Consider the following 13,568-nt stretch of genomic DNA (forward strand, 5'->3'; position numbering starts at 1 on the left):
CATGGCCGCACAGATCGATATCAACGAACTCCACTGGTTGCTGGACATCGTGCAGAACATCGATGTCGGCGTGGTGGTGCTGGATCTCGACTACCGTATCGAGGTCTGGAACAGCTTCATGGAAAACCATTCCGGGCGGATCCTCAGCGAGGTCAGCCAGCAGTCGCTGTTCGCCGTCTTCGCCGAGATCGACGAAGCCTGGTTTCGCGCCAAGGCCGAGAGCGTGGTGCTGCTGGGCACCCGGGCCTTTTCCATCTGGGAACAGCGCCCCTACCTGGTCCACTTCAAGAGCTACCAGCCGATCACCGGCGTGGAAGCCTTCATGTACCAGAACGTGACCCTGCTGCCGCTGCGGGATTCCACCGGGGCCATCGCCCATATCTGCGTGGTGATCTACGACGTCACCGATGTCGCCATCAACAAGCGACAGCTGGAGCTTTCCAACGACAAGCTGCAGGAGCTGTCGCGCACCGATCGCCTCACCGGGCTGGCCAATCGCGGTTACTGGGAAGAGCGGCTTACCGAGGAATTCGCCCGCCACCAGCGCTATGGCGGCCGCCTGGCGCTGATGATGCTCGACATCGACCATTTCAAGCGCATCAACGATACCCACGGCCACGCCGTCGGCGATCAGGCGATCAAGGCGCTGGCCGGGGTGATCAAGACCCATGTGCGCAATGCCGACATCGCCGGGCGCTACGGTGGCGAGGAATTCGGCGTGGTGCTGCTCGACACCGGCGTGGAAGGCGCGCGGCTGCTCGCCGAGCGCCTGCGCGAGGCAGTGGAGGCCATGCGTCTCGATGTGCTGGGAACACCCATCGCCTTCACCATCAGTATCGGCCTTACCGATCTGTCGGTGCCCCTGGGCAATCACGAGCAGATGATCCAGCAGGCGGACAAGGCGCTCTACGAGTCCAAGCACGCCGGGCGCAACCGGGTGACCAGTTTCGTGCAGCGGCTCGACTGAGACGATTATCCGACTGTTTCACTAGGGCTTTCGTCGCGGGGTGGGGTGGCGTAAACTTGGGACACCTGTTGAGGAGTGACCATGAGCGCCATCATCATTACCGACGCGGCTCAGGATTACCTGGCCGACCTGTTGGAAAAGCAGAACACCCCCGGGATTGGTATCCGCATCTTCATTACCCAGCCCGGCACCCAGTACGCCGAGACCTGCATCGCCTATTGCAAGCCCGGCGAAGAGAAGCCTGATGACCAGCCCGTAGGGTTGAAGAGCTTTACCGCCTACCTTGACGCCATCAGCCAGCCCTTCCTCGAAGATGCCCTGGTGGACTACGCCACCGACCGGATGGGTGGCCAGCTGACCATCAAGGCGCCCAATGCCAAGGTGCCCATGGTCAACGAGGACAGCCCGCTCAACGAGCGCGTCGACTACTACCTGCAGACCGAGATCAATCCGGGGCTCGCCAGCCACGGTGGCATGGTCAGCCTGGTGGACATCGTCGATGACAACGTGGCCGTGCTGCGTTTCGGCGGTGGTTGCCAGGGCTGTGGGCAGGTCGACCTGACCCTCAAGGATGGCGTCGAGCGCACCCTGCTGGAGCGGATCCCCGAGCTCACCGCCGTGCGCGACGTGACCGACCATACCAACCGCGAAAACGCCTACTACTAGAGATAGCGCGTTTTGCGGGTACGAAGGGCTATCGACTGGTTCGATAGCCCTTCGGCGTTTCAGTGGCGCGCGGCGTCAGCCGGCAGGGCCATCAGGCGCTGTTCCTGCGCCCAGTCGAAGACTTCGCCGCGGGATTCCGCCTCGTGACGACGCTCGTCCAGTCGCTGATAGAGCGCCAGCTCTTCGTCCGGCATGAAGTGCAGGCAATCGCCGCCAAAGAACCACAGCAGGTCGCGTGGTACCCGGTGGGCGATCTGCGGATAGCGGCTGAAGATCTGGCTGAGCAGGTCCTGGCCGAGATAGGCGTATTCTTCGGGCGCCTGCGGCAGGCCGGCGACCAGCTCGTCGAAGCGGTCGAGGAACAGCGCGTGATTTTCCGACGGCACCTGCTCGGCCGTGCCGACGTCGGCCAGGAGCGCACGCAACTGGGCGAGGAGGGCAACGTGGTGGTCGAGATAGGAAGTGGCCATGGATGTCTCCTGAAAAAGCGGCTGCGCAGTATAGGGGCACTGTCCGACGTTGTCTGGTTCGACTAGGATCGAACCTTTGCCCTCTGCCGGGGTTATAGGAAGTAGCACTTTTCTTTGCGAATCAGTTCTTGCCGGGAGGCACATGAGTCTAGCTCTCTCCATTCGCGGTCTGACCAAGACCTACAACAACGGCTTCACCGCCCTCAAGGGCATCGACCTCGATGTGGTCGAGGGTGATTTCTTCGCGCTGCTCGGTCCGAACGGAGCGGGCAAGTCGACCACCATCGGCATCCTCTCGACCCTGGTCAACAAGTCGGGCGGTGAAGTGTCGGTATTCGGCAACGACCTGGACAAGGATCCGGCAGGCCTCAAGCGCTGCCTCGGCGTGGTGCCCCAGGAATTCAATTTCAACCAGTTCGAGAAAGCCTTCGACATCGTGGTGACCCAGGCGGGCTACTACGGCATCCCGGCACGCATCGCCGGTGAACGCGCCGAGGAGTACCTGACCCAGCTCGGGCTGTGGGACAAGCGCGATACGCCGTCGCGCATGCTCTCCGGCGGCATGAAGCGCCGTCTGATGATCGCCCGCGCCCTGATCCACAAGCCGCGCCTGCTGATCCTCGACGAACCCACCGCCGGGGTCGATATCGAGCTGCGCCGTTCCATGTGGGGCTTCCTCACCGAGCTGAACAAGCAGGGGACCAGCATCATCCTCACCACCCACTACCTGGAAGAGGCCGAGCACCTCTGCCGCAACATCGCCATCATCGACCATGGCGAGCTGGTCGAGCACACCAGCATGCGCAAGCTGCTGCAGAAGCTCAACGTCGAGACCTTCATCGTCGATGTGGTCCAGCCGTTGACGGCAGCGCCGCAGCTGGACGGCTATCCGGCCAAGCTGTTGGGCGATCACTCCTTCGAGGTGCAGATCGACAAGGCCAGTGGGGTCAACGCCCTGTTCCGCCAGCTGGACGCCGCCGGCATCCAGGTGCAGAGCCTGAGAAACAAAGCCAATCGCCTGGAGGAGCTGTTCGTCTCCCTGGTGGAAAAGAATCTAGCCAAGGTCGCCCGATGAGTACCGAATTCCAAGCCAACATGGTGGCGCTGCGGACCATCGTCCATCGCGAAGTGCGCCGCTTCACCCGCATCTGGGCGCAGACGCTGCTGCCGCCGGCGATCACCATGGTCCTGTACTTCGTGATCTTCGGTAATCTGATCGGCAATCGCATCGGTGGCATGGGTGGCTTCACCTACATGCAGTACATCGTGCCGGGCCTGATCATGATGTCGGTGATCACCAACGCCTACAGCAACGTGGTCTCCAGCTTCTTCAGCAGCAAGTTCCAGCGCTCGGTGGAAGAACTGCTGGTCTCCCCGGTGTCGCCCCATGTCATCCTCATCGGCTATGCCATGGGCGGCATCCTGCGCGGCCTGGCCGTGGCCGCCATCGTCAGCGTGCTGTCGCTGTTCTTCACCCACATGCAGGTGCATCACCTGGGCATCATGTTGCTGGTGATCATCCTTACTGCAGCGATCTTCGCCCTGGGCGGCTTCATCAACGCCGTCTACGCGCGCAACTTCGACGACATCTCCATCGTGCCGACCTTCGTGCTGACGCCGCTGACCTACCTGGGCGGGGTCTTCTACTCCATCGACCTGCTGCCGGCCTTCTGGCAGAAGGTGTCCCTGATCAATCCGATCCTGCACATGGTCAACGCCTTCCGCTACGGCATCCTCGGGGTGTCCGACATCCGCATCGGGGTGGCGATCGCCTTCATGCTGTTCGCCGTGGTCGTGCTTTATCTGGTCAGCATCCGCCTGCTCGTGAGCGGGCGCGGCATGCGTCATTGAGTGTCGGAGCGTCATGCATAGCGTAGAACAATCGCCCCTGGGCAAAAGCACCGAGTACGTCAGCCAGTACGCGCCGACGCTGCTGTATCCGATCCCGCGCGCGCCCAAGTGGGCGGAGCTGGGCCTGGACGGGCAGGACCTGCCGTTTCGCGGGGTGGACGTCTGGACCTGTTACGAGCTGTCCTGGCTGCTGCCATCCGGCAAGCCGGTGGTGGCCATTGGCGAGTTCGCCATTCCGGCCGACTCGCCGAACATCATCGAGTCCAAGTCCTTCAAGCTGTACCTCAACTCCCTGAACCAGTCGATGTTCGCCAGCGTAGCCGAACTCGAAGCCGTGCTGGTCAAGGACTTGAGCGCCGCAGCCGGTGGTAGCGTCGGTGTCAGCCTGGTATCCCTGGATGACTGGACGGCACGGGGTGTGCAACGCCCCGCTGGCCAGTGCGTCGACGATCTGGATATCAGCCTGGATCGCTACGCCCACCCGCAGGTTGAATTGTTGCGCGCGAGTGAGGCACGGGAGAGTCAGAGGTTCTACAGCCACCTGCTCAAGTCGAACTGCCCGGTCACCGGCCAGCCGGACTGGGGCACGGTGGTGATCGACTACGAAGAGGGGTTGGCGCTGGACCCGGCCAGTCTGCTGCGCTACCTGGTCGCCTTCCGCCAACATGCGGATTTCCACGAGCAGTGCGTCGAGCGCATCTATCTGGATCTGTGGCGGCTGCTCAAGCCGGCGAAGCTGACCGTGTTCGCCCGCTATGTGCGGCGTGGCGGACTGGACATCAATCCCTACCGAAGCAGTGACGCCATCCAGCCCGCCGCGGAACGTTACGTCCGGCAGTGATCAGATGCCCATGCTGCTCAGGCTATTCATGATCGAGCGGAGCGTACCGGCCATGGTCGGGTGACTGACCTCGAAGCGCTCCACCGCCAGATTGACGCCTTCCACCAGGCTGCCATCCCGGGTATGGGTGGCGTCTTCGTTGGCCAGCTGGAATTCGATGTCCCGGATCAGCAGTTTCAGTTCTTCCCGGTCCTCGGGCGAGGCGGGCGGATCCTGGTCCAGCTGGTGGCGGAGGTTGTCGAGTTGTTCCTGCAGATGAGAGGTGGTCATGGGGCGTTTCTCCTGTGTTCGGATTCTTTGACCGCAACCTTGGGTCAAAGATCGAGTCACAGCGCGAGGCCCTAAGCCAAACGGGCAAAGCTATGACTATAATCGGCGCCTTTCAGGCGTCTGAGTGCAACGAGGAGAGAAGCGATGACGGTCGAGCGACGTGGTTCCAGGGTCTGGGGAGCGCTCCTTGCAACGGCCCTGACGTTTGCCGGTCAGGCGATGGCGGCCGAAGCCGAGAATCCCGATCCCTGGGAAGGCTTCAACCGCAAGATCTTCGTATTCAACGATACCCTGGATACCTATGCCCTCAAGCCGGTCGCCCAAGGCTATCAGCGCTTCACGCCCGGCTTCGTGCAGACCGGCGTGAGCAACTTCTTCAACAACCTGGGTGACGTGCGCAACCTGGCCAACGATCTGCTGCAGGGCAAGGTCGAGCACGCCGGGGTTGATACCGCGCGCCTGCTGATGAACACCACCCTGGGTGGCCTCGGCCTGGTCGACGTGGCCACCAAGGCCGGTCTGCAGCGCAACGACGAGGATTTCGGCCAGACCTTGGGCAAGTGGGGTGCCAACAGCGGTCCCTACCTGGTGCTGCCGTTCTTCGGTCCCAGCAGCGTGCGTGACGGGCTCGGCCGCATCCCGGACAGCTACACCAGCGCCTATCCCTACGTTGACGATGTCGCCGTGCGTAACAGCGCCTTCGCTCTCAGCACCGTCGACACCCGGGCCGGTCTGCTGCAGGCCGAGCGTCTGATCACCGGCGACAAGTACGTGTTCATTCGCAACGCCTACCTGCAGACCCGCGAATTCAAGGTCAAGGATGGCCAGGTGGTCGACGACTTCTAGTCGCCGTCCAATAAAAAAGGCAGCCTGTAGGCTGCCTTTTTTATTGGGGATCGGAGCGTCTAGCGCATTTCCAGCACGGACAGGCCGAGCAGCTGCTTGCCAGAGTCCGTCGCCTGGACGCGCAGGACTTCGGTATCGGCTTCCAGGCCGGGGAGTTCGGCATGGCTGGAGGGGATGAGCACGGTCACCTTGTCGCCGACCTGCAGGCTGGTGGCGGCCTCGATCTGGAAGCCGGTGCTGGACAGATCGACGCAACGCGCCTCGAAGGAGGCTTCGCCGACCTTCAATACGGCCTTGGAGTCGACATGCATGCGAATGAAGTCGCGCTTTTCACTGTAAGAACGGTCGATGGTACTCATGGCAATCCTACTGCTTGGGAGGATGGATGGCGGGTTGCTGGAGGTATAAACTCCATAACGGCACCCTGTAAAGAAATTCCATCCGGTTGGCAAGCTTGAACGCCCCGGTGGATGGGAGTAGTGTCTCCGCCGTGTCGTAATCACCGTGGCCCGTGTCGGATAGTGTCCGCCGGTTTGCCGTTCGGGTGCATGCCTGGATCCTCTATGTCTAATTCGCCTGCCACGCTCTTGATCATTGACGATGACGAGGTGGTTCGCCTCAGTCTCGCCGACTATCTCGAAGACAGTGGCTTCAACGTCCTGCAGGCCAGCAATGGTCAGCAGGGCCTGGAAATATTCGAGCGCGAACAGCCCGACCTCATCATCTGCGACCTGCGCATGCCGCAGGTCGACGGGCTGACGCTGCTGCGCCGCATCAGCGAGCTGTCCATCGATACGCCCGTGCTGGTGCTGTCCGGTGCCGGCGTCATGAGCGACGTCGTGGAAGCCCTGCGCCTGGGCGCCGCCGATTACCTGATCAAGCCGCTGGAAGACCTGATGGTGCTTGAGCATTCGGTCAACCGTGCCCTGGATCGCGCTCGCCTGCGCTTGGAAAACGATCGCTATCGGGTCAAGCTGGAAAACACCAATCGCGAGCTGCAGGCTAGCCTGAGCCTGCTGCAGGAAGACCAGAACGCCGGACGCCACGTGCAGATGAATATGCTGCCGGTGACGCCCTGGGAAACCGAAGGGCTGAACTTCGCTCACGAGATCATTCCGTCGCTGTATCTGTCCGGCGACTTCGTCGACTACTTTCGCATCGACGAACACCGTGTTGCCTTCTACCTGGCCGATGTCTCCGGCCATGGCGCGTCCTCGGCCTTCGTGACTGTGCTGCTCAAGTTCATGACCACGCGCCTGCTCTACGAGTCCAAGCGCAACGGCACCCTGCCCGAATTCAAGCCCTCGGATGTGCTCGGCCACATCAACAGGGGTCTACTGGATTGCAAATTGGGCAAGCACGTGACCATGCTGGGTGGCGTCATCGACGAAACCACAGGTACCCTGGCGTACAGCATCGGTGGCCATCTGCCGCTGCCGGTCCTGCATACCCCGGAAGAAACGCGGTTCCTGGTCGGCAAGGGGCTGCCGGTCGGCCTGTTCCAGGAGGCGACCTACAATGACCACCAGATGGATCTGCCCGAGCGTTTCAGCCTGACCCTCTTTTCGGATGGCATCTTCGACCTGCTGCCGGGAGACAATTTGAAAGAGAAAGAACACAGCTTGCCCGACTACGTCCGCCGCGCTGGCGGTACACTGGCAGGCCTGAGCGAAGCCTTGGATCTGGCATCCGTCACCGAGATGCCCGACGATATCGCTTTGCTGGTGTTGAGCAGGAACCTGGCATGAGCACCGGAAAAATCCAATTTGCCGAGCAGGATGGCACCTTCGTCCTGAAGTTTACCGGCGAGGTGCGTCTGACCCTGTGCTCGGCGCTGGACGCGACAATCGAACACATCTTCTCGTCGTTGAATTTCTCGTCCATCGTCATCGACCTGACCGAGACGCAGAGCATCGACAGCACCACCCTGGGCCTCCTGGCCAAGCTGTCGATCCTGTCGCGGCAGCGCATCGGGCTGCTGCCCATGCTGACCACCAACAACCCGGACATCCTGCGCCTGCTGGATTCCATGGGTTTCGATCAGGTGTTCAACATCGTCGAGACCGTACTGCCTTGCCCGGATTGCCTGACCGACCTGCCACCGCAGGACCAGTCCGAAGCCGAAGTGCGCAGTCGCGTGCTTGAAGCCCATCGGGTGTTGATGGGCCTCAATGAATCCAACCGCAATGCCTTTCGCGATCTGGTCAGTGCCCTCGAAAGGCACTGACAGAATGATCGCTTAGCGCTTGCCGGGCAGCAGTACTTCCAGCTTTTCCTGATCCCGCGCGAACTGGCGAATGCCTTCGGCCAGCTTTTCGGTGGCCATGGCGTCTTCGTTGTGCGCCCAGCGGAAGGCGGCCTCGTTCAGCTGCTGCTTGGGCTCGCCACCGGTGCTGTCGGCGTTCAGCACGCGCGGCAGGTCGCCCTGGGCTTCCGACAGTTGCTGCAGCAATCCGGGGCTGATGGTCAGGCGGTCGCAGCCGGCCAGCTGCTCGATCTGGTTCAGGTTGCGGAAGCTGGCACCCATCACCACGGTGTCGTAGCCATTGGCCTTGTAGTACTGGTAGATGCGGGTCACGGACTTCACGCCCGGATCTTCCGCGCCTTCGTAGTCACGGCCTTCGGCCTTCTTGTACCAGTCGTAGATGCGACCGACGAAGGGCGAGATCAGGAACACGCCCGCTTCGGCGCAGGCGGCGGCCTGGGCGAAGGAGAACAGCAGGGTCAGGTTGGTCTGGATGCCTTCCTTCTCCAGTTGCTCGGCGGCGCGGATGCCTTCCCAGGTGGAGGCGATCTTGATCAGCACGCGGTCCTTGCCGATGCCGGCCTTCTCGTACAGCTCGATCAGGCGATGGGCGCGATCCAGGGTAGCGGCGGTGTCGAACGACAGGCGCGCGTCCACCTCGGTGGAGATGCGACCGGGGATCAGCTTGAGGATCTCGCCACCGACGGCCACGGCGAAGCGATCGCAGGCCAGACCGATGTCACCCTTGGCGCCGCTGAAGGCAGCCTGCAGGTGTTCTTCGTAGCGGGGCAGGGCAGCGGCCTTGAGCAGCAGCGAGGGGTTGGTGGTGGCGTCGTAGGGCTTGAGGCGGGCGATGGCGTCCAGATCGCCGGTATCGGCAACGACCGTGGTGTATTGCTTGAGTTGTTCCAGCTTGCTCATGGCAGATCTTTCCTTCGGTTAACGAATGGACATCGTGGAGACGTGACTCAGTGGCCCCTAAGAAGTTCAGTGGCCTCGTCATACAGGCGCAGCGGTTCAGGGCTGCGATGCAGATCGGTGGACAGCAGTTGACGGAAGCGCCGCGCGCCGGGAAAGCCCTGCGCCAGGCCCAGGATATGGCGGGTGACGTGATGGATGAGACCACCCTGTTGCAGATGTGCTTCGACATAGGGCCGCAGCTGCAGCATGACGTCATGGCGGGTCAGTTGCGGGCGCGCGCAGCCATAGAGTGCCGCGTCCACTTCCGCCAGCAGGTAGGGATTCTGATAGGCCTCGCGACCCAGCATCACCCCGTCGAAGACTTCCAGCTGCTCGCGGCAGGTGTCCAGGGTCTTGATCCCGCCATTCAAGATGAATTCGAGATCCGGGAAATCCTGCACCAGCTGCGCGGCCACGTCGTAGCGCAGCGGCGGGATCTCGCGATTCTGCTTGGGCGACAGTCCTTCGAGGATGGCGATGCGCGCATGCACGGTGAAGCTGCGGCAACCGGCCTCGGCGACCTGGCCGACGAAGTCCCGCAGGGCCTCGTAGCTGTCCCGCCCGGAGATACCGATGCGGTGCTTGACCGTCACCGGGATGGCCACCGCATCGCGCATCGCCTTGACACTGTCGGCCACCCGCTCGGGATAGGCCATCAGGCAGGCGCCGATCATGTTGTTCTGCACCCGATCGCTGGGGCAGCCAACATTCAGGTTGATCTCGTCATACCCCGCCAGCTCACCCAGCCGCGCCGCGGCGGCCAGCTCGGCCGGCACGCTGCCACCCAGCTGCAGCGCCAGGGGATGCTCGGTCTCATCATGGCGCAGGAACCGCTGGGCATCGCCATGCAGCAGGGCACCGGTAGTGACCATCTCGGTATAGAGCAGGGCATGCTGGGACAGCAGACGATGAAAATAGCGGCAGTGACGGTCCGTCCAATCCATCATGGGCGCCACGGAAAAGCGGCGGGACGGCTCAGGGCGCGTGGTTGCTGGGTTTGAGGCAGTTTCGGCAAGCATATCGGTACGTCTGTGTGGAGCCTGTTGCTACATTTCAGTTGCTTCAGTAGAGCTGTAGCTGCAAGGTCGCAAGCGTAAGGAGCATGAGTTGAATCGGAAGGGGACCGCTGGCGTTTCGTAGCCAAAAGAAGGCGGAATGGGCATCCCGGTCCGGGTCTGCAGCATGCTGGAGTTCAGGGTTGAGTCTATCAGGAAAGCCAGGCATCCGATGGGAAGCGGACCCTTCAAGTATCGATAAGAAAGTGAGAGATGGAGCGTGTCCAGAGCACAACGTGGCCTTCCGCAGTTCCAGCAGGGGCGTCTGCTGCCGCTGGCGCTGGTAGGTGACGTGTGGGACGTGGGCCGTAAGCTGACCACGCGCCTGCAGGGTCTGGGCATCACCACCGCCCAGGACCTGGCCCAGGCGGATCTGCAGGTGGTGCGCAAGAAGTTGTCCCGCGTCCTGGAGATGCGCGGCGAGCAGTGGATGCGCCTGCACGAGGCGCTCCGCGAGGCCATGGTCACCTACGTGACCCGGGCGGCGGAGAAGCTGCGTGAGTGGGAGTCGCTGTGCTCCACGCTGCTGGTGAGCGTGCAGACCGACCAGCACAAACTCGACAAGCGCCACTACTACCGCAGCTCGGGCATCTAGCTCGCTACGGGCGGGGCGGTTGCCCGCCGATCCTGGGTGGCAGATGCGGCGGAAGCTGCTGTCACGGGGGGGTATACGACCAATTGGGGGCGTTGCCGCGGGCAGGGTGAGCTATAAATATTTTTGGCTGATAAGTTGCTATTGAACTTCCATAATAAATATTACTTGGGGCGGCTGCATGAGCTCAATAGTTATTCCGTCAGGGCCACTTATGTACGCAACAACTGTCCCTGCGCGCGGACCGCCTGGAATGGCTTGTGAAGAGCCTTTTATTTCCCAGCCGTGTGATCTGATCTTTTTGACAGTCACATCTATGTTTTCTACACTTACAGCGATATGGGCTGCGCCGATCGCGCCGGCGCTGCCAGGTGCCCTGCCTAAAGTGCTAGCTGTCGAATACTCCAGAAGCTCTATAGGGAACCCTGAAGGTGATACGACTAGTGCCATACGGCACCGTGGATCGTCGACCCCCGTTACCTCTCGCAGGAAGTCACCGCCCATTTCGCCCTTGCGGACCACTTCGAAGCCCATAGCCTCCGTCCAGAATCTGATTGCGTTCTCGAGCGAAGAGACTGAGAATCCAATGTGATCCACCACTACGGCGCCATTAATCATATTCAAACTCCATTGTTTTTTTCACTTCGATAAGTGGTTGAATTTGGAGCATTCAATCTATGAATATGTATTTATATGGGAAATTATTCGCTTGTCATCAGGCCTTTCGCAGAGGTTCATTCTGACATTTCTATCTGGTCGCCGGAGCGACATCGCTACTTAGCCTCGACAGTCAGATGGAACGCTCCTGCATCTTCTTCCACTCCTGCTCCACCGCCCGCTTCGCCGTCGCCTTCGTCGCGTACAGGTGCCGCAGACGCCGCGGCTTGCTCTGGTCGCCTTCGATGGTGGTGTGCTCCTTGCCGGTCTCTGAATCGCGGTAGTAGGCGATGATGCCGGTGTAGTCGCCCTGGATCTTGTCGACCAGGTCCTCCGGCAGCTTGGCTTCCAACTCCAGGCGGGCGTTGTTGAAGTCGTAGTGGAAGGTTCGGACGGCGTCGTAGCGCTTGCGGTCGACCTACAGGCAACTGTGCAGGTCGCCGTCGTCACAGATCAGGCTAGCGCCTTCTGTTCTTTCGAAAATCCTGACAGGGCCAGGTAGGCCACCCCTGCCATGATCGCTACGTCTGCGAGGTTGAAGACGCCCGTATGGAGTGAGCCCAGGTTCAGGACCAGTTAGTCGACAACGTGGCCATCGCGAAAGAATCGATCGATGAGATTCGAACCGCCTCCAAGAGCGATCAGGTACAGAGCCGCCGAGCGACCTGGGGACTGCTGCCAACGGGAGAGCGCCCAGTAGCTGACGCCTGCCACAGCTGCCAGCGCGCAAAGGAAAATCACTGATTTCACTGTCGATGGCAGATCCTGACCGATGCTCAGGAAGGCGCCAGGATTCAGACTCAGGACCACATCCATCCATAGGCTGGACGTGCCAAGCCGATAGGAGATTGCAGCAAGTTGAGCCAATGCAGCGAGCTTAATCAGTTGGTCTATCGCTACAAAAGCCAGTCCCGCCCCTGTAATAGCCCAGAGGGTCCAGGTGCTCCGCTTCATCGAAATCTCCATCTATCTACGTTAGTCGGCGGCATGATCGTATCAAAGCTGCCTTTTAACTTCGCAGATGGTTATGTCGTCGAGCATCCAAGAGGTACGGGAGCCGGGCGCGTCTCGCGTAGCTGACTTGCCTAAATTCGGGCTCGTATGGCTCTCGACGGAAGAGGCAATCGCCCTACGGATTGAGACCAAGTAAAAGCGGACACCCCTGACAGGTGTCCGCCCGCCGCGTGCCGCTTACTTCGGCATCAGCACGGTATCGACCACGTGGATCACGCCGTTGGACTGCATCACGTCGGCGATGGTGACGGCGGCCTTGCCGCCCTTGGCGTCGACCAGCCAGAGTTTGCCGTCATGCAGCTTGACCGTGAGGTCTTCGCCCTGGACGGTTTTCAGTTTGGTCATGCCGCCATGCATCTTGGCCTCGGCCATCAGTTGCTTGGCGGTATGGGTACCGGGCACCACGTGGTAGGTCAGGATCTTGGTCAGGTCGGCCTTGTGCTCGGGCTTGACCAGGGTATCGACGGTGCCGGCCGGCAGCTTGGCGAAGGCTTCGTTGGTCGGGGCGAAGACGGTGAAGGGACCGCTGCCATTGAGGGTGTCGACCAGGCCCGCCGCCTTGACGGCCGCCACCAGCGTGGTGTGGTCCTTGGAGTTGACCGCGTTCTCGACGATGGTCTTGGACGGGTACATGGGCGCGCCACCGACCATGACGGTATCGGCAGCGAAGCTGAGCGGGGCGGTGGCACCTAGGATCGTGAGACTGGCTACGATGGCGATGCGCTTGAGCAAGGTGTGCATGGTGCGTCTCCTGAGTTCTTCGGCCCTCCGGATGAGGGTGATGAATGTACGGAGCAGCCCGGCAAACGGATGCATCAAAGCGCGATTATTTTTCCCTGGGCGATGACCGGTCCCGTCGGCAAGCCTGTGGGCGAGCCGGTTCGCGGTTCAAGGGAGATCGCCAGTACCGCCCCTGGCGTCAGTGCCGGTGCGAGTCCCGCGGGCACGGCCAGGGTCACGGCAGTAGCGTCGTCGAGCAGGCCCAGGGAACGGGGTTTGCCATCCGCCGTGATGATCCAGACCTCGGCGCTCCTGTCTGGCCAATCCGACTTGCCGGTGGGCACGAACAGTAGCTGCCGACCGTTTCCTTGCAGGGTGACGCTGAACGCCAGGCTACCATTGCTCTGCTCCAAG

General features: G+C 61.5%; 18 protein-coding genes and 1 pseudogene. 9 read left to right on the plus strand and 10 right to left on the minus strand.

Translation table 11 applies throughout. The features are described from left to right. Position 1: 1 nt before the first annotated feature. On the plus strand, positions 2–967 hold the full coding sequence (locus GSQ95_RS21270; RefSeq protein ID WP_017640577.1) for a diguanylate cyclase: 966 nt from the start codon (positions 2–4) through the stop codon (positions 965–967). Positions 968–1,048: 81 nt separating this feature from the next. Next, on the plus strand, positions 1,049–1,633 hold the full coding sequence (gene nfuA / locus GSQ95_RS21275) for a Fe-S biogenesis protein NfuA (RefSeq protein WP_158896800.1): 585 nt from the start codon (positions 1,049–1,051) through the stop codon (positions 1,631–1,633). Between the two features lie 59 nt (positions 1,634–1,692). On the opposite strand, the gene GSQ95_RS21280 is transcribed toward nfuA, so the two are convergent. Continuing rightward, positions 1,693–2,103, minus strand: a complete 411-nt coding sequence (locus GSQ95_RS21280) for a PA2817 family protein (protein WP_133863079.1) — start codon at positions 2,101–2,103, stop codon at positions 1,693–1,695. A 142-nt stretch (positions 2,104–2,245) separates the two neighbouring features. On the opposite strand from GSQ95_RS21280, the gene GSQ95_RS21285 reads away from it, so the two are divergent. From GSQ95_RS21285 to queF, 3 genes are read left to right on the plus strand one after another with little or no spacing between them, the layout of a single operon-like run. Then, positions 2,246–3,178, plus strand: coding sequence for an ABC transporter ATP-binding protein (locus tag GSQ95_RS21285; RefSeq protein ID WP_158896799.1), 933 nt, complete (start codon positions 2,246–2,248; stop codon positions 3,176–3,178). Further along, a complete protein-coding gene (locus GSQ95_RS21290) occupies positions 3,175–3,954 on the plus strand; it encodes an ABC transporter permease (protein WP_133863077.1) in 780 nt (259 codons plus the stop codon). The genes GSQ95_RS21285 and GSQ95_RS21290 overlap by 4 nt, the downstream gene beginning before the upstream one ends. A gap of 13 nt (positions 3,955–3,967) precedes the next feature. Then, on the plus strand, positions 3,968–4,795 hold the full coding sequence (gene queF, locus GSQ95_RS21295; protein WP_158896798.1) for an NADPH-dependent 7-cyano-7-deazaguanine reductase QueF: 828 nt from the start codon (positions 3,968–3,970) through the stop codon (positions 4,793–4,795). Here queF and GSQ95_RS21300 read toward each other — a convergent pair whose 3' ends face one another. Further along, positions 4,796–5,065, minus strand: a complete 270-nt coding sequence (locus tag GSQ95_RS21300; RefSeq protein WP_158896797.1) for a DUF4404 family protein — start codon at positions 5,063–5,065, stop codon at positions 4,796–4,798. A 219-nt stretch (positions 5,066–5,284) separates the two neighbouring features. On the opposite strand from GSQ95_RS21300, the gene GSQ95_RS21305 reads away from it, so the two are divergent. Then, the gene (locus GSQ95_RS21305; RefSeq protein WP_273861521.1) at positions 5,285–5,911 is read left to right on the plus strand and encodes a VacJ family lipoprotein; all 627 of its coding nucleotides are present in this window, start codon (positions 5,285–5,287) and stop codon (positions 5,909–5,911) included. A 59-nt stretch (positions 5,912–5,970) separates the two neighbouring features. Here GSQ95_RS21305 and GSQ95_RS21310 read toward each other — a convergent pair whose 3' ends face one another. Then, positions 5,971–6,270, minus strand: coding sequence for a PilZ domain-containing protein (locus tag GSQ95_RS21310; protein WP_158896796.1), 300 nt, complete (start codon positions 6,268–6,270; stop codon positions 5,971–5,973). Between the two features lie 204 nt (positions 6,271–6,474). Here GSQ95_RS21310 and rssB point away from each other — a divergent pair, with 204 nt between their 5' ends. Beyond that, complete coding sequence (gene rssB, locus GSQ95_RS21315) at positions 6,475–7,659, plus strand: two-component system response regulator RssB (RefSeq protein WP_133861614.1); 1,185 nt, start codon at positions 6,475–6,477, stop codon at positions 7,657–7,659. Then, the gene (rssC, locus tag GSQ95_RS21320; protein WP_007158388.1) at positions 7,656–8,138 is read left to right on the plus strand and encodes an anti-sigma factor antagonist RssC; all 483 of its coding nucleotides are present in this window, start codon (positions 7,656–7,658) and stop codon (positions 8,136–8,138) included. The genes rssB and rssC overlap by 4 nt, the downstream gene beginning before the upstream one ends. A 12-nt stretch (positions 8,139–8,150) precedes the next feature. Here rssC and tal read toward each other — a convergent pair whose 3' ends face one another. Continuing rightward, the gene (gene tal / locus GSQ95_RS21325; RefSeq protein WP_158896795.1) at positions 8,151–9,077 is read right to left on the minus strand and encodes a transaldolase; all 927 of its coding nucleotides are present in this window, start codon (positions 9,075–9,077) and stop codon (positions 8,151–8,153) included. Positions 9,078–9,124: 47 nt separating this feature from the next. After that, entirely contained in the window at positions 9,125–10,135 is a 1,011-nt protein-coding gene (gene dusA, locus GSQ95_RS21330) for a tRNA dihydrouridine(20/20a) synthase DusA (RefSeq protein ID WP_158896794.1), read from the minus strand. Between the two features lie 256 nt (positions 10,136–10,391). On the opposite strand from dusA, the gene GSQ95_RS21335 reads away from it, so the two are divergent. Continuing rightward, complete coding sequence (locus tag GSQ95_RS21335; protein ID WP_158896793.1) at positions 10,392–10,766, plus strand: hypothetical protein; 375 nt, start codon at positions 10,392–10,394, stop codon at positions 10,764–10,766. Between the two features lie 138 nt (positions 10,767–10,904). Here GSQ95_RS21335 and GSQ95_RS21340 read toward each other — a convergent pair whose 3' ends face one another. From GSQ95_RS21340 to GSQ95_RS21360, 5 genes and pseudogenes are all read right to left on the minus strand, one after another. After that, positions 10,905–11,381, minus strand: coding sequence for a VOC family protein (locus tag GSQ95_RS21340; protein ID WP_178118490.1), 477 nt, complete (start codon positions 11,379–11,381; stop codon positions 10,905–10,907). A 172-nt stretch (positions 11,382–11,553) separates the two neighbouring features. Next, positions 11,554–11,778: pseudogene (locus GSQ95_RS21345) on the minus strand (phage late control D family protein); the annotation flags it as partial. Positions 11,779–11,996: 218 nt separating this feature from the next. Then, positions 11,997–12,374: a signal peptidase II gene (locus GSQ95_RS21350; protein WP_305983263.1), complete on the minus strand. Its 378-nt coding sequence runs from the start codon at positions 12,372–12,374 to the stop codon at positions 11,997–11,999. 237 nt (positions 12,375–12,611) lie between these two features. Further along, a complete protein-coding gene (locus GSQ95_RS21355; RefSeq protein WP_158895761.1) occupies positions 12,612–13,175 on the minus strand; it encodes a fasciclin domain-containing protein in 564 nt (187 codons plus the stop codon). A 74-nt stretch (positions 13,176–13,249) separates the two neighbouring features. Beyond that, positions 13,250–13,568: anti-sigma factor domain-containing protein (locus GSQ95_RS21360; protein WP_178123844.1), on the minus strand; the 319-nt coding region annotated here is incomplete at its 5' end.

The organism is Pseudomonas sp. BAV 4579, assembly GCF_009765395.1.
Classification (GTDB): domain Bacteria; phylum Pseudomonadota; class Gammaproteobacteria; order Pseudomonadales; family Pseudomonadaceae; genus Chryseomonas; species Chryseomonas aestiva.

Coding starts and splice junctions, on each gene's coding strand:
- GSQ95_RS21270 (WP_017640577.1), top strand. CDS start 2: ATGGCCGCACAGATCGATATCAACGAACTCCACTGGTTGCTGGACATC.
- nfuA (WP_158896800.1), top strand. CDS start 1,049: ATGAGCGCCATCATCATTACCGACGCGGCTCAGGATTACCTGGCCGAC.
- GSQ95_RS21280 (WP_133863079.1), bottom strand. CDS start 2,103: ATGGCCACTTCCTATCTCGACCACCACGTTGCCCTCCTCGCCCAGTTG.
- GSQ95_RS21285 (WP_158896799.1), top strand. CDS start 2,246: ATGAGTCTAGCTCTCTCCATTCGCGGTCTGACCAAGACCTACAACAAC.
- GSQ95_RS21290 (WP_133863077.1), top strand. CDS start 3,175: ATGAGTACCGAATTCCAAGCCAACATGGTGGCGCTGCGGACCATCGTC.
- queF (WP_158896798.1), top strand. CDS start 3,968: ATGCATAGCGTAGAACAATCGCCCCTGGGCAAAAGCACCGAGTACGTC.
- GSQ95_RS21300 (WP_158896797.1), bottom strand. CDS start 5,065: ATGACCACCTCTCATCTGCAGGAACAACTCGACAACCTCCGCCACCAG.
- GSQ95_RS21305 (WP_273861521.1), top strand. CDS start 5,285: ATGGCGGCCGAAGCCGAGAATCCCGATCCCTGGGAAGGCTTCAACCGC.
- GSQ95_RS21310 (WP_158896796.1), bottom strand. CDS start 6,270: ATGAGTACCATCGACCGTTCTTACAGTGAAAAGCGCGACTTCATTCGC.
- rssB (WP_133861614.1), top strand. CDS start 6,475: ATGTCTAATTCGCCTGCCACGCTCTTGATCATTGACGATGACGAGGTG.
- rssC (WP_007158388.1), top strand. CDS start 7,656: ATGAGCACCGGAAAAATCCAATTTGCCGAGCAGGATGGCACCTTCGTC.
- tal (WP_158896795.1), bottom strand. CDS start 9,077: ATGAGCAAGCTGGAACAACTCAAGCAATACACCACGGTCGTTGCCGAT.
- dusA (WP_158896794.1), bottom strand. CDS start 10,135: ATGCTTGCCGAAACTGCCTCAAACCCAGCAACCACGCGCCCTGAGCCG.
- GSQ95_RS21340 (WP_178118490.1), bottom strand. CDS start 11,381: ATGATTAATGGCGCCGTAGTGGTGGATCACATTGGATTCTCAGTCTCT.
- GSQ95_RS21350 (WP_305983263.1), bottom strand. CDS start 12,374: ATGAAGCGGAGCACCTGGACCCTCTGGGCTATTACAGGGGCGGGACTG.
- GSQ95_RS21355 (WP_158895761.1), bottom strand. CDS start 13,175: ATGCACACCTTGCTCAAGCGCATCGCCATCGTAGCCAGTCTCACGATC.